Here is a 21,860-nt window from a genome sequence, read left to right as displayed (position 1 = left end):
CCCGGAGCGACCTCGGCGCCCCGGTGCCGAACACCACCGTCACCCGGGTGGACGGCCACTGGCACGTCACCGACACCACCACCGGCGACTTCACCCGCCACACCGACACCGGCGCCCTGGAGTACCGCGCGCTCAACCTGCGCAACCCGGCCGGCGGCCCCGCCCACCCCCTGGCGAACCACTACGTCACCACCACCCCGACCAACACCGTCGGTCTGTTGCACGCCGGCCCCCGGGCCACCAACCCCGGCGTCACCGTCTTCAGCCCCGTGGACGGCGCCGCCGTCACCCCGCAGACCGGCGCGGTGGACCTGCGGGTCCCGGGCACGGGGGCGGGCACCGGCGACGCGCTGCGCGTGCGCCACGGCGACCACGACCTGATCGTGGCCCCGAACGGCACGCACACCCACACGGTGGTCGCCCCGCGCGGCGCCGACGGTCAACCGATCGCCAACACCTTCCTGTTCACCCCGACTCCGGGCCCGGCCGGCGCCGCTCCCGGCGCGGTGACCGTGCGGACGGGGGACGGCTCCCAGCCGGCCGGCCTCGCCCTGCGGACCCTCGACAACGACCACGTCCTGACCACCACGGCCGCGGGCACCTTCACCCGGCACGCCCCCGACGGCTCCTTCGTGCACGGCGGCCTGAGGCTCGACCGGGCGCCGCTGACCGCGGGCGGCTCCGGCCTGGTGCGGACCTTCGAGGGGAACGGCCCACTCGTCCTGCTGGACGACAATCTCGCCCGCATCGCGGACCTGCGGGTCACCCGCACCCCGGGCGGCAACGTGCGGGTGGGCAACGGCGACCACGAGTTCGACCTGTTCAACGCGCAGGGGCAGCTCACGCACACCGTGCGGGCGGTGCCCGCGCCTCCCGTCGCGGGCCCCTCCACCGGGGCCGCGACCCCGCCGCCGGCCGGTTCGGCCCTCACGGTGACAGACGTCAACACGGCCACCTCCTTCACCGTGATCCGCGCCTCGGACGGGGCCGACTCCCTCTTCCTGGACACCACCGCGCTGCGCGCCCTGGACGGCGACCTCAACGTCGTCGGCCCCCTCACCCGGGAGGGCACGGACTTCCGGCTGAACGACCCCCGGGGCGGAGCCCATCTCGATGAGTTCCGCCGTTACGACGCGACCGGCGAGCTCACCTTCGAGCGGATCAACATCGTCCACGGCAACGCCACCCGTGCCGGCGAGCGCTTCGAGATCACCATCCCCCCGGCCGGCGGCGGGAAGCCGACCTGGGTCCGGGTCACCCCGGGGCACCCCGCCGGCCCCGGCGCGCGCGGCTGGTTCGACGGCGGCACCGTGGACACCAAGGGTCTGGAGAACGGCCGTGTCCGGCTGCTGGACGCCGGCAAGGTCGAGGTGTTCGAACGCCGCGTCCTGCCGGGTGGCAACTCCCTGGACTTCCACCGGGCGAGCACCTCCACGCGGTTCGGCGTGTTCAACCAGCGCGGCGTCTGGTCGGAGATCAACGGCAACGGCACCGTGGTGGGCCACGGAACGCGGCACTTCGGGGAGAGCACCCGCAGCTGGTTCGACGTGCGGACGCAGAACGGCTTCGACCTGCGGGTGCGGCACTTCCGGGAGAACCCGGACGGCGGTCATGTCCTCGCCGACATGAACACCCACGCCTTTTTCCAGGGCGGGCACAAAGCGACCTGGGTGCGCTTCGACGCCGACTTCAAGCCGATCGCCTCCGGCACCCGCGAGTTCACCCACGGGCGCGGCTGGCGGGACCACGCCTTCGACCCGGCCGGCGGCAAGCAGATCCTGGTCCACGAGAGGTTCGGCCGCTTCAACCCGCTCACCGCCGCCGACAACCGCTCCTACCTCCAGCGCGTCATCACCGAGGACGGGACCATCAAGCCGGACTGGACGACGATCTCCGCGCACGGCAAGGAGAACGCCTTCGGCAAGACCCTGAAGGACGGGACCTTCCTCGAGGGCCGGCGCCTGATGGAGCAGCGCCCGCCGGCGTGGCTGCGCAACACCATGCTGCCGATCAACGGCAACGCCCTGGCGACCAACGCCCCCTGGCTGGGCGGTGGCGGGATCTGGAACACGCTGACCCGGGCGGACGGGCTGCACCAGGCGTTCGCGCTGACCCTCAGGGCCGCGCCGGACGGCGCCGTCACCGGGCGCGGCGCCCGGTTCGTCGCCACCGACACCTCCACCCTCGACATCTCCGCCACCGGGGCCGTCACCGGCCACACCCGCAAGCTCTTCCACGGCAGCACCCTGACCGTGGGGGACGTGGCGCTCCCCACGGGGGCGGTGCGCCGCGACGGCTACCTGCCCTGGAAGGACGGCGCCGACGGTCTCCAGGGGCACCGCAGCTTCAACGCCGGGGACATCGGCGCCGTCACCCTGCCCAACGGCGTCACCGGCACCGTCCGTTGGGTGGACCGGTACCCGGGTGCGGCGGGGATCACCGACTGGTACACCCCCACCCCGCACCGCCCGGCGGCCGGCACCGATCCCGACTGGCGGACCGCCCGGATCGGCCTGACCGACGGCCGGGTGATCGATTTCCGCGCCACACCCGAGGTCCGGGCCACGCCGCTCACCGACTCGGCGGCCCACCGGATGGACATCGCCCCGGGCGGCGGCCGCAACCCCGACCACACCGTGTACGACCCGCAGGGCATCCCGGTGGCCCGCGCGGACACCTTCCCGAACCCGATGGCCGCCGGCGCGGGCACCATCTCCGTGCGCGGTACCGGCGGCTTCGACCATCCGACGCTCATCGGCAGCAAAATGACGTTCGGCTGGTCCGCCGACATCAACGGGACGGAGCTCACCGGCGTCCGGAAGGTCAACTTCGACCGGAGCATGGACCGCTGGGCCTGGGACCGGGAGAGCTTCCAGGACTTCGGCCGGGTGGGGACCAACGACCACCACCTGGTGCGCGAACACCGCCTGCTCGCCGACGGCGTCACCCTGGACTCCTGGCGGATGACGAAGGCCGACGGCACCGCCGAGTGGCAGTGGCGCAAGGTCGACCGGCACGGCAACGACCTGCGTTTCGACACCGATGCCCCCGGCACCCAGATCCGCACCTGGTACGACGCGAACGGCAACCTGCTGCCCGACTGGCAGCCGGGCGCCCGTTGGGTGGACACCGCGCACCGGGGTGTCGGAACGCCGCACGTCATCCAGGAGATGCCGTTCCAACCCCGGATCACCGCCGCCGACTCCTTCGGCGACGCCCCGCTGCGGGTGCGCGAGTACGTGGCGACCCCCGACAAGCTCGACGACGCGCTCTGGCTCCACCCCACCCGGGGCGAGTGGCGGGAGTTCGACAACGGCATCGTGGTGCGGATGCGGGAGAAGGCCCCGGACGGCACCTTCCTGGTCTCCGAGGAGTGGCAGAAGCACGCGCTGCGCTTCGACGCGACCGACCCCACGACCGTGGTCGGCGGCCGGGACATCGCCGGATACGTGCGCTCCACCGCCGATGGCGGGCCCGGCCCCCTGGTCCTCGCCGGCCGGGACGGCAACTTCCTCGGCAACCTCAACGAGTTCCGCGGCTGGGACCGGATGCTGCGCGAGGTCAACCGCTGGGAGTGGCGCGGCACCTCCGAGGGCGTACCCGGCTACCGCGACTTCGGCCTCAAGAGCGCGCAGTCGATCGGTATCGACTTCCTCCAGGACTGGCTGCTGGACTTCACGATGAGTATGGCCGTCTACGGGATCATCGCCGGCGTCAACGGACACGAGTTCACCGGCATGGACGTGCTCAAGGCGATGTTCGGCGCGACCGTCACCAGCGGCACCAAGTCCCTCATCACCGCCGGCCACCACTCCCACCTGCGCGGCGGGCCGGGCAAGGTGGGGCTCAGCAGCGCCGACCAGGGGCAGCCCTTCCACCGCCGGCCGAACGACGACAGCTGGGCCGCCGAGTTCGCGGGCAACGAGAAGGTGACGCGGTGGCGGGCCGGGTCCTACGACTTCGGCGTCAACTTCGCCACCTCCTCGCTGGCCGGCTTCGTCAACGGCGCGGCGATGTCGGCGATCTTCGGCGTCCGGGACGCCAACGGCGACCTCGTGTACCTCAGGGGTATGGACGCGCTGCGCGAGGGCGGCCTCGGCATGGCCTCCGGCATGGCCGGCGGCCTGTCCGTGGGTCTGGGCAAGACGATCCTCCAGCAGACCCTGGGTGGGCGGCTGTTCCACCGTCAGGGATTCTTCGACATCTTCGTCGTCGGCGGGCTCGGGAAGATCGCCGAGAAGTCCTTCGCGGGGCTCTTCCTCACCGGCGCGCTGCGGGACCTGAACCCGCCGGACTGGCGCACCCCGCCCGCCCCGGACACCGGCGGTGCCGGATGATGGCCGGAACCGGTCGTCCCCCGGGGCGGCCGGATCGCCGGGCCACCGGGGCCCGCCCCGGCACCGGACACGCGGGGGGACCGCGGGGGTCACGAGGGCTGTGGGGACCGTGGGAACCGTGGGGACCGAGAGAACGAGGGGCGGCGCGATGAGCGACACCGTGACGACGCGGGGCGCGATCGCGCGCGAGGGCGGGGAGCGGCTGCGGGTCGCCCCCCGGGGTCGGGGCGCGCACCGCACCGTCGCCCGCGCGCTGGCCGCCGCCCCGCCGGGCGCGGTGATCTCCATCGCCCCCGGCGTCTACCCCGAGGCGCTGCGGCTGGAGCGGCGGGTGACGCTGGAGCCCGAACACGGCGTCGGCTCGGTGGTGCTGGCCCCGCCGCAGGGCCCGGCGCTGGAGGTGCTGGCCCCGGCCTGCGCGGCGCACGGCCTGGAACTGCGCGGCACCGACCCGGCGGCGGCGCTGGTGCGGGTCGCGGACGCGGCCGGCCTGTCGCTGTCGGAGTGCGTGATCGGCGGCGGCCGGGTGGAGGTGCTGGGCTCCCCGAAGGACGGTCCGGCCCCCGGCGGCCCGATCACCGATGACGCGATCGCCGGCGGGACGGTGACCGCCGGCGCCGACGGACCCGGCGCGGCGATGGCCGACCTGGAACGCGAACTGCTCGACCCCACCACCGGCGGTGTGCTGGTGATGCGCCGCTGCCGGACGCGGGACGCCCACCACGCGGCGGTGCACCTCGCCGGCGACGCCCGGGCGGGCCTGGAGGACACCGACATCGGGACCGTGGCCGGCATCGGGGTGGTGCTCTCCGGCACCGCCCGCCTGCTGGCCGCCCGACTGCGGATCCGGGAGACCACCGGCTCGGCGCTGCGCGCCCGCGACGACTCGGTGCTGCTGATCCGGGACTCCGTGCTGGACGCCCCCGGCCGCAACGGGGTGCTGGTGCAGGACCGGGCCCGGGGCGAGGTGGTGGAGTGCCGCGTCGACGGCGCCGGCGGTTCCGGGGTGCGGGTGGAGCACGCCGGCCGGGCCGGGGTGATCGAGTGCCGGATCGACGGCACCGGCGGCAGCGCGCTGGCCGCCTCCGGGGAGGCCCGGCTGGACCTGGTCGGCGGTCGGGTGGTCTCACCCGGCGGCAACGGCCTGGTCGCCCTGGACGACTCCGTGGTCACCGCGCGGGACACCGTCCTCGCCGCCACCGGCTTCAGCGCCGTGCACGCCGGCGACCGCGCCCGGGTGGAGCTGACCGGCTGCCGGGTGACCGACAGCGCCGAACACGCCCTGGCGGTGTCCGACGAGGCCCGACTGGAGGCGGTGGACTGCACGCTGGGCGATCCGGCGATGTGCGGGGTGGAGGTCTCGGGGTCCGGCGCCCGTCTGGTGGTGCGGGGAACCCGGATCACCGGCGGGGAGACCGGCGTCCGGCTGCCGGCCGGCGGGGACGCGGGCTCCGACGCGGGCGTCGGGCTCCCCGACGGGGTGACGGGCGGTGCGGCGGAGAGCGCCGGTGGGGCGGGGAGCGGCGCGGGAGGAACCGCTTCGGGCGCCGCGCCGGGCGTTCCGACGGTCATCGACCCGCCCTCCGGCACCGGCGCCGCCGTCCCCTCCGGCACCGGCGGCCGGCCCGACGCCCCCGGCGCGCCGCACGCCCTGTACGACTGCACCATCAGCGGACCGGCCCGTGCCGGCGTGGAACTGGCCCCCGGTGGCCGGGCGTTGCTCTCCGGCGTCCGGGTGGTCGGCGCGGGCAGCGCCGGCGTGGTGGTGGGTGCCGACGCCCGGTTGCGGGTGGAGGGCGGCTCGGTGGACCACCCCGCCGGCAGCGGCGTCGTGGTGGGCGAACGCGCCCGGGTCACCGCCCGTGACCTGCGGATCTCCGGGGCGGGCAAGAACGGCGTGCTGGTGGGACGGGCCGCCGGCGGCCGGTGGGAGGGCTGCGAGGTGTCCGGCAGCGCCTTCCCCGCCCTGCACGTCGCGGCGGCGGCCGACCCCCGGTTCGTCGGCTGCCGGGTGATGGACTGCGCCCGCGACGTGGTGGTGGCGGAGGGGGCGGTACCGGAGTTCGAGGAGTGCGTCTCGCTGCGGGTGGTCACGGCCGTGCTGCCGTCGCCGGGCCAGGGCGCCCCGCCGACCGGGCCGGGCGGCACCGGCCCGTTCGGACCGGGCGGCCCGGGTGCCGGCGGGGGACGCCCGGACGGCCCGGGCGGCACCGGCCCGGGCGGCGGGACGGGACCCCTCGGGGGCCCCGGGACCGAGGGCTCCGGCGGGGCCGACGGGGCCGACGGGGCCGAGGGCTCCGCCGACGGGGCCGGCGAACCAGAGCCCGAGCCCGAGACGCTGGAGGAACTGTTGGCCGAACTCGACGAGTTGGTCGGTCTCGACGGCGTCAAGCGCGACGTGGGCGGCATGGCCAAGCTCATGCGGACCGTGCGCATGCGGCAGGACGCCGGGCTGCCCGCCCCGCCGCTCAGCCGGCACCTGGTCTTCGCCGGCAACCCCGGCACCGGCAAGACGACGGTGGCCCGCCTCTACGGGCGGCTGCTGAAGGCGCTGGGCCTGCTGGAGCGCGGGCACCTGGTGGAGGTGGACCGCAGCGCCCTGGTCGGCGAGTACGTCGGCCACACCGGGCCGAAGACCACCGAGGCGTTCCTGCGCGCCCGGGGCGGGGTGCTGTTCATCGACGAGGCGTACGCCCTGGTACCGGCCGGGATGAGCAACGACTTCGGCGGCGAGGCGGTCGCCACACTGGTGAAGCTCATGGAGGACCACCGCGACGAGGTCGTCGTCATCGCCGCCGGCTACCCCGGCGACATGGCCCGGTTCATCAACTCCAACCCGGGCCTGTCCTCCCGCTTCACCCGCACCCTGCTGTTCACCGACTACACCGCCGACCAGCTCGTGGACATCGTCGAGCACCACGCCGGTCGGCACCGCTACGACCTGAGCCCGGCGGCCCGCGAGGCGCTGCGCGGGTACATGGACACCATCCCGCGCAACGAGCAGTTCGGCAACGGCCGCACCGCCCGCCAGGTGTTCCAGGCGATGACCGAGCGGCAGGCGATCCGCATGTCGGAACTGTCCGCGCCCGGCGCCGATACCCTCACGGTGCTGGACGTGGCGGACATCCCCGAGGTCCCCCTGATCGAGTGATCCGGCCCCGCACCTCCCCCGCACCCCCTCTGTCCCGTCCCATCCGTTCCCGCACCCGCCTCCCGGAGGACCCACCGTGTCGGCCAAGCCCACACCACCGAACGGTTCCACCGAACCCGCCACTCCCGCCGGTTTCGCCGAGGTCTTCGGCCGCGACCCCGGCCGGTCGCGCCGGGGCCTGACGCCCGGCCGTCGGGTGTGGACGACGCTCGGCTCGGTCACGGCCGTCACCGCCCTGATCGCGCTGGGCGGTCCCGTGCTCGGCTCGGTGATCTTCTCCCCAGCCGGCCCCGGTGACGAGGAACTCGCCGCCTCGCAGGTGGAGACCGTCGACCCCTCTCCCGAGCCGGGTACCCCGGCCCCCGAGCCGGAGCCCGAGGAGGAAGAGGACGAGGAGCCCGAGGAAGAGGAAGAAGAGGAGGAGCCGCCGGCGAGCGCCCCGGTGCAGATCGCGCCACCCGTCCAGGCTCCCCCTCCCGCCCCCGACCCCGAGCCGGCGCCCGACCCGGAGCCCGAGCAGCCGAAGCAGGACCCCGCGCCGGAGCGTCCGAAGCAGGACCCACCGGCGGCGAACGTCGACTCCGCGCCGCCGCCCGAGGACTTCTCCCGTCCGACGGGGCGGATCATGGGCCTGGCCGCCAAGTGTCTGGAGCCGCGGACGGGTCACAACGGCAGCGAGGTCATGCTCAACGCCTGCCACGGCGGGGTCTCGCAGCAGTGGACCTTCCACCGGGACGGCACCCTGCGCACGGCCGGTCTGTGCCTGGGAACCGTCGGCAACTCCACCGGGCCCGGCACCCGGGTGGCGCTGCAGAACTGCGCCGGCGGAAACATCCAGCAGTGGCGGGTCTCCCCGTACGCGGACATCGTGAACTTCGCCGCCGACAGGTGCCTGGACGTGGCGAACGCCGAGACCGCCAACGGCACGCCGATCCAGATCGTCTCCTGCTCGGGCAACCCGGCGCAGAAGTGGACGGTGCCCTGACCGGCCGACCCGCCGACCGGCCGGGCCACTGATCCGTCGATCCGCCGGGTCGGAGTCCCGGGTCGGCCCCGGCCGGGCCCCGGCCACGACACCCGGACCAGGACCCCCGGGTCACGGTCTCCGCCGCCACCGGCCGGTATCTCTGATCCGCGCCCCTCGCCCGCGCCTTTCGACGGGCCACCTCGACGGGCCACCTCGACGGGCCACCTCGACGGGCCACCTCGACGGGCCGCGCGCCTCCCGGCGCGCGGCCCATCGTCGTCCGGCGACGGACGCGCGCCGGCACGGGCACCCCGCGCGGGGCCGACCGGCTCCCGCCGGCCCGCTCGGGCCGGCTCAGGCCCGCTCAGGCCAGCGAGAGGAACAACTTCTCCAGCCGGGCGCGCATCTCCTCGCGATCGGGCACCCCGGGGGACTCCGGCTCGGCCAGGCACTGCTGGAGGCCGGTGGCGATGATGGCGAACCCCGCCCGGTCCAGGGCCCGGGAGGCGGCGGCGAGTTGGGTGACGACCTCCTCGCAGTCGCGCCCCTCCTCGATCATCCGGATGATGCCGGCGATCTGTCCCTGGGCCCGACGCAGCCGGTTCACCACGGTCTTCAGCTCGTCGGCAGCCATGACCAGTTCCATGCCGCACTCCTCTCATATACCCCTGAGGGTATGCCGATCCCCGGGGTCCGGGCATCTCCGTACCACAGAACGGCCTCCTCGGGCCTCGCCCCCGACTCCATCCACGCGGCATCCGAGTAATACCCGGCCCGTCGACCGCCCGGGCCCCGCCCACGGGCCCGGCGCCGCCCCGCGCACCGGCCCCGGACCGCCCACCCGCCGGGGTCGTCCGAAGCGGTCCATGGCGACCGAAAATCCCCATACCCGCAACAACGGTCGACTTCGTGTGATTCCGGCCCCCTTTCACTCCGCCGCGCCTCCCGCCACGCCTCTCCGCGACCCCTCGAAACCCGCCGGGGAGCCGGTGCGCCGGTGCGCCGGGCCCCGTCCGTCGACCCCACCCGGTCGGCGGTTCCCACCGGGCACGGCCGACCGGCGCGGCGGAAGCTGACCCCATGACCGCCGAGCCGCCCGACTCCCCCGAGCCGCCCGAGCGCCCCGCTTCCCCGTCCGACCCGTCCCCCGACCCACCTCCCGACATCGGGGCCGGCCCCCGGCCGGAATCGGCCTCCGGGCCCGGTTCCGGGCCGCGCCCCGCCCCTCGTCCCGGACGCCGGTCGGAGACCGGCCCGGCACCCCGGCCGTCGCGGTCCCGGCCCGCGGGCGACCGGCGACCACCGGCCGGGCCGGGGCGCGCCGGCCCCTCCCGGCCCACACGCGCCTCCGCCGCCTCCGCCGCCTCCGCCGGGCCACGACACCGCCGGCGCCGTGCGGGGGCCGGCCCCGTCCTCCTCGTCCTCACCGTGGTGGCCGCCCTCACCGCCGGTTGGCCGCTGCTCTCCGCCGCTTTGGACACCACCACACCGGTCGAGGAGGGGAGCGGCGTCCGCCTGGAGGCGCCGAGCGGTGCCGACGCCCGCCTGACCGTGCACGGCACCGGCTGGGAACTGCGTGCCCCCGACGGGGTGCCGGGCGCCGGGCGGACCCTGGCCCTCGGCACCGTCCGCCTCGAGGCCCGGCTGGTGGTACCGGCCGGGGACGCCGCCGGCGACCCGGCGGCGCTCCCGGCCGCGCTGTGGAACGGCCTGGCCCGGGTCGCGCGGATCGCCGACCCCGACACGCGGTTGGGCGAGCCGTCCGACACCGAGACCCTCGGTGGGTTGCCCGCCCTGACCGGCCCACTGGAACGGGAGGGCTGCACGGGCACCGCCTGGGTGGTCCCCGCCCCGGACGCCGTCAACGCCGTGCAGATCACCGCCACCGACTGCGGGACCGGGGACGGGGACGCGCCCGTCGAACTCCCACCCGAGGTCGAACGCACCGCCCTGAGCACCGGTTTTCCGGCGCTCCGGACGGAAGCCGCCGCGCCGACCCCGCTCGTCCCGGCCCCGGTCGCCGCGCCCCGCGCCCCGCCCGTGGGCGTCCCGGCCGGTGCGCTCCCCACCTCTCCGGCACCGTCGTCGGGAGTGTCGGGGGTGTCGGCGACGGCGAGCAACGGAGCACCACCGGGCCCGCACCCGGCCGCCCCGCACCCGACCCCGCCGCCCCCGCCATCCGTGCCGCTACGGGCCACGACCGGGACCGCGCCGGGAGCCGGGGGTCCCGTCCGGATCGCAGGCCCCCGCCCCGTCGACCGGCCGGTGATCCCGGGCACCACGGAGGCCGTGTGACCTCCCGCCGGGTCCCGCCGCGGGATCACCCCGTCGCACCGCCCCAGCGGCCGGCCGGCAGCCGGCTCGCCCGTCTCGGTCTGCTCCTCGGCTGCCTCGCCGGCCTCGCGATCCTCGTACACACCTTCCTGCCGGTGATCCGGGTCCTCCCGCGCGCCGCCGAACTCGCCGCGCTGCTCCTGGTGCCCGTCCTGCTCCTCGGCTTCGCCGTGCTGCGCCGGATCACCCCCGTCGTCGCCCCCGCCCTCACGCCGTGCCTGGCGGCGGTGGCGTGGGGCGCCACGGCCGCCGCCGGTTGCGCCGTGCTCGCCAACACCGGTCTGCTCGGGATCTGGGCATGGGCCATCGGCCCCGCCGACACCGACCGGTGGGGCGCGGCCCTCACCGCGCCGCTCAACGAGGAGCTGCTCAAGGTCGCCGGGGTGGCGCTGGTCGCCCTGGCCGCACCCCGCCACGTGCGCGGACCGATCGACGGCTTCGTCATCGGCGGTCTGGTCGGCCTCGGCTTCCAGATGACCGAGAACTGGATCCACGCCGTGAACTCCGTGATCACCACCGGGGGCACCGCGCAACCGGCGCCCATCGTGGAGACCGTGGCGGTGCGGGTCGGCGTCACGGGGCTCGGCTCGCACTGGGCGATGACCGCCGTCGCCGGCACCGGGGTCGGCCTGCTGGCCGCCCGCACGGGCACCCCGCTCCTCCGCCGCCTGCTCGGCGCCGCGCTCTGCCTGCTCGTGGCCATGGCGCTGCACACCTTTTTCGACGCCCCCGTCCCGGCCGGGCTGTCCCCCCTGGCCGCGAACCTCCTGCACGCCGGCGCGGTGTTCGTCACAGCGCTCCTCTTCTACCTGGTCCTGCGCCACCGCTACCGGGCCCGGCTTCGGGCCTGCGCGCGTCGCACGGGGCTGTCGGAGGACCTGCTGACCCGGCGCTCCCGCCGGCGCGCGCTGCGACCGATCGAGCCCGGCCTCCAACGCAAGCGGGTCGCCGCCGAACAGCGCACCGACCTCCTGCGCCTGACCGGCTGCGCCCACGGCCCCCGCGCCCGCTGACCCCACCCGCACGGCGGTCCCACCCGGGGTCGGCCTCCACGGCGCGGCGGGAGGAACCCGATTCCCGCGGCCCCCGTCCCGGGCCCCCACCCACCGCTCGCCACCCGCCGGGCGGAGCGCAAGGTTCCCCGCCGGCCCGAACCGCGATACGTGGTCCCCGGGGAGGGTGCCGAATCCGTCCACCACCCGGTGCCCGAAACGCCGTACGCCGAGGAGGCACGCGGTTCGCGTCGGCCGGCTCGAACCGGGGTGGGAAAGCCCCGGGGACACGGAGGACTGTGTCCGGGGCAAAAGGGAGAGGAGAGGGGAAAGTGGTGAGGACCGCGCCGACCCGGGGCGGCATGTCGACCGTATGGATGCGGAGAGCCCCTGCCGTGGACCACCGGAACCGTGATGGCCGAGAAATGCTGGAGAACCTGCTGGCCGCCAGTCACCTGATGCCGCTGGAACTGCTGCCCGTCCGGGTCAACGAGCACGCCGCGTCCGCCGGTATGTCCGAGGTGCTGATCCACGTCGCCGACCTGCGGCGCAGCAGGTTGTTGCCACTGACCGGCGGCGGGGAGGGCACCGCCCGCCCGGCGGAAGGCGGGGAGGCGGGACCGGCCATCGAGGGAACCCTGCCCGGGAGGGCCTACCGGGACAGCCGAATCCTCGCCGACGGTTCCGCCCGAGCGGGCGAGTACCGGTGGTGGGTGCCGCTGCTGGACGGTACGGAGCGTCTGGGGGTGCTGCGCGTCACCACCGTGACCGACGACGCGCGCACCCTGCGGGACATGACCGCCCTGGCCTCGCTCATCTCCCTGATCCTGGTCAGCAAAAGCGGGCACAGCGACTTCCACGCACGGCTCACCCGCCTGGAGCCGATGAACATCGCCACCGAGATGCAGTGGCGACTGATGCCACCCCGCGCCTACGCGGATGGCCGGGTGGTGATCGCCGCCGCGATGGAGCCCGCCTATCGCGTCAGCGGGGACGCCTACGACTACGCCACCGCCGGATCGACGGTGCACCTGTCGATCTTCGACGCGATGGGTCACGACACCGCGGCGGGGCTGACCGCCAACCTCGCCGTGTCGGCCTGCCGCTCCGCCCGCCACCGCGAGGCGGGCCTGGTGGAGATCACCGAGCGGATCGAGGAGGCCCTGATCGAGCAGTACGGCCACACGCGGTACGCGACCGGGATCCTCGCCCACCTGGACACCCGCACCGGTGTTTTCACCTGGGTGAATCGCGGCCACCACCTACCGGTGCTCATCCGTCGGGGCCGCTGGGCCGGCCGGTTGCGGTGCCGGCCGGCCCACCCGATGGGTACCGGCCTGGGCCTGCGGATCACCCCGTGTCGGGAGCAGCTGGAACCCGGGGACCGGGTCGTCCTGTACACCGACGGGATCACCGAGGCGCGGGGGCGGGACGGCTCGGAGTTCGGCTTGGAGCGCTTCATCGACTTCCTCATCCGCCACCACGCCGACGGCCTACCCGTCCCGGAGACGCTGCGCCGGCTCGTCCAGGCCCTCCTGGAGTACCACGACGGTCCACTGCGGGACGACGCCACCGTGCTGTTCTGCGAGTGGGTCGGTTCCGACCCCGGGACCACCGCCACGGCAGCGGCCCTGACCGGCCTCACTCCGCCCTGAGCCGCCCTTCCCTCGGATCTCCCGCGCCGGCTCGTCCCTCCGGGGGCGAACCGCTCACCTCGTCGGTGGCCTTCCCCGGTTTCCCCGGATTCCCCGGCACGCCGCCGACCTCCGCGTCCCCGGGCAACCGATGGGCTCCTCCCACTTTCCCCGCGCACCGCTTTCCCCTTTCCGGAGCCGGTGTTCCCTCCGGTCCGACGCCTCTGCCCGGGGCGAGGGCCGGAGGGTGTCGGCGCCCGGTTCCGCGCCGGAGGCGGTCACAGGCAGTAGCAAATCCACATCGCCGTCGGGAAGCCGATGGCCACGAGGGGCGCGACCCATCGACCGCGGTACGGGAGGCCCGTCGCCCCCCGGTGGACGGCGGCCAACAGACGGGCGTTGACCAGAGCCGCCGCCGCGCAGAAGACCAGCCAGAGGGGTTCGAAGAGCCAGGGCGGGGAGTCGGCCCAGAAGCTGTGGTCGAGGGTCTCGAAATAGAGCGCGTCGAGACCGGTGAGCCCCGCGAGCACCACGACCAGTTGCGTCCACGGCGCGCACAGCAGGACGACGAGGAAGCGGGGTATCCACCCCGGCTCGCCGAACAGGCCGTAGGAGTCCATCGACGCCCACGGCACGAGAACCGCCACCACCGCGAGGTAGGCCCACGCGGTCGGCACCTCCACCGCCCCGGACACCGTGCGGGTCGCGCACTCCCGCACCCCGCTCGCGCACTTCCGCGCCCCCCGGGCGCCCCCCGCACCGATCGCCACGACGCCCCTCCCCCGGCCCGGACACCGGGCCACTCCGCAGCGTACCGACGCGCCCCGCCCGCCGGCCCGGCGGGGAGGACGATCACGAGGAGAAGTCATTCCGCGTCCCGGAGGCATCACCGGGAGGAGACAGGGGGAATGGCCTTCGCCATCGCCCGGGACGAGTGAGCCGCCCCATTCTCCCGATCGATTCCAGTCGAGATCCGATGACCGGAAAATCACTTGATAAACTTTCTTCTTTCTTGATTTGGCGTGAGCCCGGTGACGACACAAGGTGAGCCCGAATATCCGACGCACCGAAAAGTTCACGATTCCGGGGAGCCCCTTGTGGTAGGCCGTGAAATATCCCCTTCAGGTCACACCGGGAAGGAGATCCGCACCGTCCTCGAGAAATGGGTTTCCCGTGGATGGACCCTCCGATCGGAGGGTCATTGGGGAAGGCTGTACCGCCCCTGCGGGAGCCGGTGCACCACCATCCCCATTTCCGGTACCCCGGCGAACGCCGGTTCGCATGCCCGCCGCATCGACCGCCTGGCCTCCCCGTGCCCCCTCCCCGAAGGGTCCCCCCTGCGGCGCCCCACCGGGGGCACGGGCAAGTGACCACGGGGAAACACCGCCCGGGACCTCCTGTTGACATTCGTCAACGGGGAGGGCGCCCTGGTGTCGCCACACCATCACCCCCGGGAGTCCCGATGGAATACGAATTCTCGTTTGTGGTATCCGGCGTGGATGTGGAGAGTTCCGTCATCGCGGAGCTCCTGCACCGGGAAATGGACGGGATGTTGTCCCGCGCGAGCGGGATCGATCTGCTGACCGTGTCGGGAGAAGGTCCCTCGGCGGTGAACGTCGCCCTGCGCCTGGTCGAACGAGCCGGCGCGCTGGTGCCGAACCTGCGATTCCTCCGGGTCGACCGGGACGTGGTCGGCGTACACGAGATCGCCGAACGCACCGGTAGATCACGTCAGAATGTCCACCAATGGATCTCCGGTGCCCGGCACGCCCGGCCCGGTACCCCTTTCCCCGGACCGGAGGGGACCGCCGGAAGGTCTCCCCTCTGGCTGTGGACCGAGGTCAACGCCTGGCTGACGGAGCGTGGAGTGGGGGACGGGGTCGGCCATCCCACCCGGGAGGAGATGACGGACATCGACTTCTTCCTCCGCAGTCTCCGCCTGCTGTTCATCCGCTTCACCCCCGGAATCGACCACCCTCCGGGCAGGGACTCCCTCCTGGAGGAGATTCGGGACGGACGCTTCGCCGCACTCACCCGGCTCCTCCTCGAGACGACCGCCCATCCCCACCCGCCGGCGCACCCCACCGTGATCATCGCGGACCGGGACGAGCCCGCGCGGGCGGTGATGGAGTTCATCGGAGGCTTCGACCACGAAGTCGTCCTGGTCACCCGCACCGAGGAGTTCGTGACCCTCCTTCTCTCCCCCCATGCCCCCGCTTCCACGGTCCGTCCGGTGGACTCCGTGCCGGCCGGTGCCACGGTCGGGGAGTGGGTGGCCCGGATGGGGTTCCGACCGGAGTCGGTCTTCACGACGGCCGGCGCCCGGGGCGGCGAGGCCTACCCCTCCATCCGACGGCTGGTCGGCGTCGCCGCCTGAGATTTCGGGCCGGTGGCCCGGCCGCCCCGCCCCGACACGGCGCGGCCCCGGTTCCCACCCCGACGGGTTGGGGACCGGGGCCGGGCGGTACGGCTCACCCGTCGGGGCTCACTCGTCCTCGGACTCCAGCTCGCCCTCGGTTCCCGGGAACACCCGGCCGCCCAGCGGGGAAACAACCCGGCGGGGAGGATGATCACACCTCCCCTCCCGACTCGGTGTCGAGCCCCTCCCCCCGTCAGAGGTCGAGAATCCCCTCCCTGGCACACCAATCGGCGAAGCCCCCCGCCGTAAAGGGAAGACGATAATCACCCCTGATCAGGTCGTCCGCGAGCGCCGACACCAGGGGCACTGTCAGGAGACCCGCCCGAATCGCGTCGCACAGCAATCCGAGCGTACGGCGCACCCTGACGGGGCGCCCCCGGGCGGCCTCCACCGCCACCCGGTCATCGACGACCGCCACGGCGCCGGGAAGGTTCTCGGCGAGGGCGAGCACCCCGCACTCACCGATGTTGCGCCCGTCCGATCCCACCAGCCGCCGTTCGTAGTGGACGAACGATTCCCATTGCGAGGGCGTGTCGATCGGAACGGTTTCGATCCACTCGGCGTCGAGGACACAACGCAGGGTGTGGTACTTCTCCGTCCCCTCGCGCAGCTCCTTCTCGACAACGTCGGGAATCACCACGCGGTGTTCCTTCAACACGCTCTTGAGGACTCCCAGCCACTGGGCGTGCGCGAAATGGCTCAGGGGCCCGGTGTCCAGCACATACGCGAGCCGGTCATCGGTCACGAGATGACTTCCCACATCTCCGCCTCCGGAGCGGACGGGAGGTCGGGAAGGGAGTCCCTGTCGAAGCTGCCGAGGAGGAGATCGAGGGCCCGTTCGGCGGTGATCACCTCACCGCGATAGAGCTTCAGCACCGCCTGCTCGTAGGGCCTCGGCAACGCCACCGGGGCCAGTTCGTCCCTGACTACGAGGTTCTTCTCCACGATGTCGGCCCGTTTGGTGCGCACACGACGGATGGTGTCCGCACGAGCCCTGTCGAGCAGGTCGAGTTCGAGGAGTCGACGGGCCAGGGTCGCCATGTCCACCCCGTAGTGGCCGGCCGCGCGCACCGCCGTGTCCCGTGCCGTTTCCCCGGGACGGTCCGACCACTCCGCCCAACGTGCCCGGAGGTCGTCGGCGGGCAACAGGAGAGCGCGGGCGAAGCGATCCAGCGCTGCCTCGAGCCCTTCGCCGTCGTCCGATGTCGCGACCCGCCAATCAACCGAGAACTGATCGGCGACGAGGTAGTGCCCCAACTCGTGCGCGACGGCCAGACGGCGCCGACCGACCCGCCAGTGCCCATTGACCAGTGCCACACCACCGCGCCGCAACAGCACCGTTCCGGCGTCCGCGCCGTCCCCAAGGTCGAGGGAGAACACCAGCAGCCCCACACCGGCGACCAGTCGCGACAGTTCATGTGCCGGTTTCCCCGGCTCCAGGCCGAGGAGTCGGCGTCCGCCGGCGGCCAACTCCTCCGCCTCCGCCATCGTGGTCGGGTGGGGGAGGGGGTCCGGCTGTCCGGCCACCAGTTCGGGGCAGTGGGAGGTGACGAACTCGGCGTCCCGAACCAGGGCGTCGAGCGCCCTGTCGATGACCTGTGCGGCCCCTCCCGGCCGGGCTCCCCGGTAGGAGGTGAGCGCGGGTGGGGCCTCGGCGACGAACCATTCCATGCGCCGCTTGAGCTCGCGGGCGATCGCGAGGAGTTCCACTGCCGTCACCCGCCGGGTGCCCGACTCGATCTTCGCCAGCGCCGTGCGGTCCATCCCTATGGCGGCGGCCAGCTGGACCTGGGTGAGACCGTGTTCCGTCCTGGCCTCGGCGACGCGCACCCCGATCTCCATGTGTGCGAAGTTAGCACATTCTGGAGCGATCAACACTCCGGGAAATCGATTGATCACCCGAAGTGTTCGATTCGAGGAAGCCGAGGACACTTCCCGCCGCGACACGACCCGGCCCCGGTTCCCACCCCGACGGGTTGGGAACCGGGGCCGGGCGGTACGGCTCACCCGTCGGGGCTCACTCGTCCTCGGACTCCAGCTCGCCCTCGGTCTCCAGGAACACCCGGCGCAGCTCCTCCAGGGTCGCCCGGTCCGGCTCGGCCCACATCCCCCGGCTCTCCGCCTCCAGCAGCCGCTCGGCCATGCCGTGCAGCGCCCACGGGTTGTTCTCCTGGAGGAACTTCCGGTTCTCCGGGTCCAACACGTACGCCTGCGTCAGCTTGTCGTACATCCAGTCGGCGACCACGCCCGTCGTGGCGTCGTAGCCGAAGAGGTAGTCGACGGTCGCGGCCAGCTCGAAGGCGCCCTTGTAGCCGTGGCGGCGCATCGCCTCGATCCAGCGCGGGTTGACCACCCGGGCCCGGAAGACCCGCGAGGTCTCCTCGACCAGGGTGCGGGTGCGGACCGTCTCCGGGCGGGTGCTGTCCCCGATGTACGCCTCGGGGGCCTCGCCGCCGCGCAGCGCGCGGACGGTGGCGACCATGCCGCCGTGGTACTGGAAGTAGTCGTCGGAGTCGGCGATGTCGTGTTCGCGGGTGTCGGTGTTCTTCGCCGCGACCGCGATCCGCTTGTACGCCGTCTCCATCTCCTCGCGGGCCGACCGCCCGTCCAGGCCGCGCCCGTAGGCGTAGCCGCCCCACACCGTGTAGACCTCGGCGAGGTCGGCGTCGGTGCGCCAGTCCCGGCTGTCGATGAGCTGGAGCAGGCCGGCGCCGTAGGTGCCGGGGCGGGAGCCGAAGATGCGGACGGTGGCCCGGCGTTCGTCGCCGTGCTCGGCGAGGTCGGCCCGGGTGTGGGCGCGCACGTGGTTGTCGGTGTCCGGCTCGTCCAGTCCGGCGACCAGCCGCACCGCGTCGTCCAGCAGGCCGACCACGTGCGGGAAGGCGTCGCGGAAGAAGCCGCTGATCCGCAGCGTCACGTCGATGCGCGGGCGGCCCAACTCGTCGAGCGGGATCGGCTCCAGGCCGGTGACCCGGCGCGAGGCGTCGTCCCACACCGGGCGCACACCGAGCAGCGCCAGCGCCTCGGCGATGTCGTCGCCGGCGGTGCGCATCGCGCTGGTGCCCCACAGCGACAGGCCGACCGAGGCGGGCCACTCCCCGTGGTCGGCGCGGTAGCGCTCGAGCAGGGAGTCGGCCAGGGCGCGACCGGTCTCCCAGGCGAGCCGGCTGGGCACGGCCTTGGGGTCCACGGAGTAGAAGTTGCGGCCGGTGGGCAGCACGTTGACCAGGCCGCGCAGCGGGGAGCCGGAGGGCCCGGCGGGCACGAACCGCCCGGCCAGCGCGCGCACGGTGTGCTCCAACTCGTCCACGGTGCCCGCCAGTCGGGGCACCACCTCGCGGACGGCGAACTCCAGGACGCCGACCAGCGCCTCGCGGTCCACCCCCGCCGGCGCGTCGGCCGCGTCGGCGCCGTCCCCGGTCGCCGGACCGGCCGCCGCACCCGCACCCGCGTCCCCGGCCGCCGGGTCGGCGCCGGAGATCACGGCGTCGATGACGCCGGGCACCGCCGACGCCTCCCACTCCGCGTCCTCCATGCCCCGCACCAGCGCCCGGGCCAGCTCCTCCACCCGGTCGGCCTCGGTGCGACCCGGCGCGGACTCGTCCAGCCCCAGCGCCTCGCGCAGCCCCGGCAGGGCGGTGGTGCCGCCCCAGATCTGCCGGGCGCGCAGGATCGCCAGCACCAGGTTGACCCGCTCCTCGCCGGTCGGCGCGTTGCCCAGCACGTGCAGGCCGTCGCGGATCTGCGTGTCCTTCACCTCGCACAGCCAGCCGTCGACGTGCAGCAGGAAGTCGTCGAAGCCGTCGTCGTCGGGGCGCTCCTCCAACCCGAGGTCGTGGTCCAGGCGGGCGGCCCGGATCAGCGTCCAGATCTGCCCCCGGATCGCCGGCAGCTTGGCCGGGTCCATGGCGGAGATCTGCGCGTACTCGTCGAGGAGCTGCTCCAGCCGGACGATGTCGCCGTAGGACTCGGCGCGGGCCATCGGCGGCACGAGGTGGTCGATGAGCGTGGCGTGCACCCGGCGCTTGGCCTGGGTGCCCTCGCCCGGGTCGTTGACCAGGAACGGGTAGACCAACGGCAGATCGCCCAGCGCGGCGTCGGGGGCGCAGGCGGCGGAGAGGCCGGCGTTCTTGCCGGGCAGCCACTCCAGGTTGCCGTGCTTGCCGAGGTGGATCATCGCGTCGGCGCCGAAACCGCCCTCGGCACGGGACGCGGCCAGCCAGCGGTAGGCGGCCAGGTAGTGGTGCGAGGGCGGCAGGTCCGGGTCGTGGTAGATCGCGATGGGGTTCTCACCGAAACCGCGCGGGGGCTGGATGAGCACGATGAGGTTGCCCCGGCGCAGGGCGGCGAGCACGATCTCGCCCTCGGGGTCGCGGCTGCGGTCGACGAACATCTCGCCGGGCGGCGGACCCCAGTGCTCCTCGACCGACTCCCGCAGCTCGGCCGGGAGCCCGGCGTACCAGCGGCGGTAGTCGGCCGCCGGCACACGCACCGGGTTGCGGGCCAGCTGCTCATCGGTCAGCCACTCCCGGTCGTGGCCGCCGGCGTCGATCAGGGCGCGGATCAGGTCGTCGCCGTCGCCGGAGGCCAGGCCCGGCAGCGGGCCCTCCTCCGCGCCCGGCCCGGCGGCTTCCGGGGCGTCGGGATCGGGGCCGATGTCGTACCCCTCGGCGCGCAGCCGGCGCAGCAGGGCGATCGCGCTGGCGGGGGTGTCCAGGCCGACGGCGTTGCCGATCCGGGAGTGCTTCGTCGGGTACGCGGACAGCACCAGCGCCAGGCGCTTGTCCGCCGCCGGGATCTGCCGCAGGCGGGCGTGGCGCACCGCGATCCCGGCGACCCGGCCGGCCCGCTCGGGGTCGGGCACGTACGACGGCAGGCCCTCGGCGTCCACCTCCTTGAAGGAGAAGGGGACGGTGATCAGCCGGCCGTCGAACTCGGGCACGGCGACCTGGGTGGCGGCGTCCAGCGGGGAGAGGCCCTCGTCGTTGGCCTCCCAGTCGGCGCGCGAGCCGGTCAGGCACAGCGCCTGGAGGATCGGCACGTCGAGGTCGGCGAGCGCGCCCGCGTCCCAGGACTCGTCGTCCCCGCCGGCTGAGGCGTCGGCGGGGGTGGTGCCGCCGGCGGCGAGCACGGTGGTCACCACCACGTCGGCGGTGCGCAGTTCGGCGATCAGCTCGGCCTCGGGCGCGCGCAGCGAGGCGACCCAGCGCGGCAGCGGCCGGCCGCCGGCGTCCTCGACCGCCCGGCACAGCGCCTCCACGAAGGCGGTGTTGCCGCTCATCTGGTGGGCGCGGTAGTAGAGCACCGCGACGATCGGGGCGTCGGCCGGCAGATCGGGGGCGTCCGGGCGGGGCTCCCGCTCCAACTCGCCCCACGCGGGGGCGGCGGCGGGCGGGTCGAAGCCGTGACCGGTGAGCAGCACGGTGTCGGAGAGGAAACGGGCCAGGTGTTCCAGGTTCACGGGGCCGCCGTGCGCGAGGTAGGCGTGCGCCTCGGCGGCGATGCCCACCGGCACGGTGGAGGCGGCCATCAACTGGGCGTCAGGGGCCTGTTCGCCGGTGAGGACGACGACCGGGCGGGGGCCGGCGAGCAGCTTGTCGACGCCCTCCTGCCAGGCGCGCAGTCCGCCGAGGAGGCGGACCACCACCAGTTCGGTGCCCTCCAACAGCTCGTCCAGGTCCTCCAGGAGGAGCCGGGAGGGGTTGGCGAATCGGTAGGGCACCGGGCCTTCGGCCGCACGGGCGCTGAGCAGATCGGTGTCCGACGTGGACAGGAGCAGGAGCATGCTGCGGCCGGCCTTCCTCGAGGTCCTCGCCCCGGGCGGTGGCGACGGCGGGAGTTCCTGACTCACCCGGCCGGTGTGGCCGGATTCACAGTGGCGGGACCGCGCCGGATTCCCACCGGCTTCCTCCCCGGATCGCCGTCGCCGGCGTCGGCGATCCGGGCGGACCGCCGCCGGTCATCGTATGCGCTGTGGCCCCCGGTGGGGAGTACGCCCCGGCGGGGCCCCGGGTATGCTCGCCGGC

Annotated in this window: 12 protein-coding genes and 1 riboswitch; of the genes, 7 read left to right on the top strand and 5 right to left on the bottom strand. The window is 74.1% G+C overall.

Translation table 11 applies throughout. From position 1 onward, the window contains the following. The first annotated feature begins 23 nt into the window (after positions 1-23). The 3 genes from LZF96_RS10220 to LZF96_RS26995 all read left to right on the top strand — a co-directional run bounded on the left by LZF96_RS10220 (position 24) and on the right by LZF96_RS26995 (position 8,473). On the top strand, positions 24-4,337 hold the full coding sequence (locus LZF96_RS10220; protein WP_233869115.1) for a hypothetical protein: 4,314 nt from the start codon (positions 24-26) through the stop codon (positions 4,335-4,337). Positions 4,338-4,485: 148 nt separating this feature from the next. Further along, positions 4,486-7,488 carry a right-handed parallel beta-helix repeat-containing protein gene (locus LZF96_RS26530; RefSeq protein WP_267940689.1) on the top strand — a complete coding sequence of 1,001 codons (3,003 nt, stop codon included), beginning with the start codon at positions 4,486-4,488 and terminating at the stop codon, positions 7,486-7,488. Positions 7,489-7,564: 76 nt separating this feature from the next. Then, positions 7,565-8,473 carry an RICIN domain-containing protein gene (locus tag LZF96_RS26995; RefSeq protein ID WP_233869111.1) on the top strand — a complete coding sequence of 303 codons (909 nt, stop codon included), beginning with the start codon at positions 7,565-7,567 and terminating at the stop codon, positions 8,471-8,473. Positions 8,474-8,819: 346 nt separating this feature from the next. Here LZF96_RS26995 and LZF96_RS10195 read toward each other — a convergent pair whose 3' ends face one another. Next, positions 8,820-9,101, bottom strand: a complete 282-nt coding sequence (locus LZF96_RS10195; RefSeq protein WP_233869109.1) for a metal-sensitive transcriptional regulator — start codon at positions 9,099-9,101, stop codon at positions 8,820-8,822. A 782-nt stretch (positions 9,102-9,883) separates the two neighbouring features. Here LZF96_RS10195 and LZF96_RS26990 point away from each other — a divergent pair. From LZF96_RS26990 to LZF96_RS10175, 3 genes are all read left to right on the top strand, one after another. After that, on the top strand, positions 9,884-10,750 hold the full coding sequence (locus tag LZF96_RS26990; RefSeq protein WP_233869107.1) for a hypothetical protein: 867 nt from the start codon (positions 9,884-9,886) through the stop codon (positions 10,748-10,750). After that, positions 10,747-11,802 carry a PrsW family glutamic-type intramembrane protease gene (locus LZF96_RS26985; protein WP_233869105.1) on the top strand — a complete coding sequence of 352 codons (1,056 nt, stop codon included), beginning with the start codon at positions 10,747-10,749 and terminating at the stop codon, positions 11,800-11,802. The genes LZF96_RS26990 and LZF96_RS26985 overlap by 4 nt, the downstream gene beginning before the upstream one ends. Positions 11,803-12,206: 404 nt before the next feature. Further along, a complete protein-coding gene (locus LZF96_RS10175; RefSeq protein ID WP_233869102.1) occupies positions 12,207-13,436 on the top strand; it encodes a PP2C family protein-serine/threonine phosphatase in 1,230 nt (409 codons plus the stop codon). 257 nt (positions 13,437-13,693) lie between these two features. Here the strand turns inward: LZF96_RS10175 and LZF96_RS10170 are convergent, their stop codons facing one another. Continuing rightward, a complete protein-coding gene (locus LZF96_RS10170; RefSeq protein ID WP_233869099.1) occupies positions 13,694-14,185 on the bottom strand; it encodes a hypothetical protein in 492 nt (163 codons plus the stop codon). A gap of 692 nt (positions 14,186-14,877) precedes the next feature. On the opposite strand from LZF96_RS10170, the gene LZF96_RS10165 reads away from it, so the two are divergent. After that, complete coding sequence (locus LZF96_RS10165; RefSeq protein ID WP_233869096.1) at positions 14,878-15,792, top strand: AlpA family transcriptional regulator; 915 nt, start codon at positions 14,878-14,880, stop codon at positions 15,790-15,792. Between the two features lie 235 nt (positions 15,793-16,027). Here LZF96_RS10165 and LZF96_RS10160 read toward each other — a convergent pair whose 3' ends face one another. The 3 genes from LZF96_RS10160 to cobN form a co-directional block, all read right to left on the bottom strand. Then, positions 16,028-16,594, bottom strand: coding sequence for a hypothetical protein (locus LZF96_RS10160; RefSeq protein WP_233869094.1), 567 nt, complete (start codon positions 16,592-16,594; stop codon positions 16,028-16,030). After that, the gene (locus tag LZF96_RS10155; RefSeq protein ID WP_233869091.1) at positions 16,576-17,676 is read right to left on the bottom strand and encodes a helix-turn-helix domain-containing protein; all 1,101 of its coding nucleotides are present in this window, start codon (positions 17,674-17,676) and stop codon (positions 16,576-16,578) included. The genes LZF96_RS10160 and LZF96_RS10155 overlap by 19 nt, the downstream gene beginning before the upstream one ends. A gap of 175 nt (positions 17,677-17,851) precedes the next feature. Then, a complete protein-coding gene (cobN, locus tag LZF96_RS10150; RefSeq protein ID WP_233869088.1) occupies positions 17,852-21,619 on the bottom strand; it encodes a cobaltochelatase subunit CobN in 3,768 nt (1,255 codons plus the stop codon). Between the two features lie 51 nt (positions 21,620-21,670). Continuing rightward, positions 21,671-21,745: riboswitch (cobalamin riboswitch) on the bottom strand. Between the last annotated feature and the right edge of the window lie 115 nt (positions 21,746-21,860).

This window comes from Streptomyces sp. ST2-7A, from assembly GCF_021390475.1.
In the GTDB taxonomy this organism is placed as follows: Bacteria; Actinomycetota; Actinomycetes; order Streptomycetales; family Streptomycetaceae; genus Streptomyces.
The sequence above is the reverse complement of the archived record's forward strand: the minus strand, read 5'-3'. Positions and strand labels throughout refer to the sequence as shown.

Coding starts and splice junctions, on each gene's coding strand:
- LZF96_RS10195 (WP_233869109.1), bottom strand. CDS start 9,101: ATGGAACTGGTCATGGCTGCCGACGAGCTGAAGACCGTGGTGAACCGG.
- LZF96_RS10175 (WP_233869102.1), top strand. CDS start 12,207: ATGCTGGAGAACCTGCTGGCCGCCAGTCACCTGATGCCGCTGGAACTG.
- LZF96_RS10165 (WP_233869096.1), top strand. CDS start 14,878: ATGGAATACGAATTCTCGTTTGTGGTATCCGGCGTGGATGTGGAGAGT.
- cobN (WP_233869088.1), bottom strand. CDS start 21,619: ATGCTCCTGCTCCTGTCCACGTCGGACACCGATCTGCTCAGCGCCCGT.
- LZF96_RS26530 (WP_267940689.1), top strand. CDS start 4,486: ATGAGCGACACCGTGACGACGCGGGGCGCGATCGCGCGCGAGGGCGGG.
- LZF96_RS10155 (WP_233869091.1), bottom strand. CDS start 17,676: ATGGAGATCGGGGTGCGCGTCGCCGAGGCCAGGACGGAACACGGTCTC.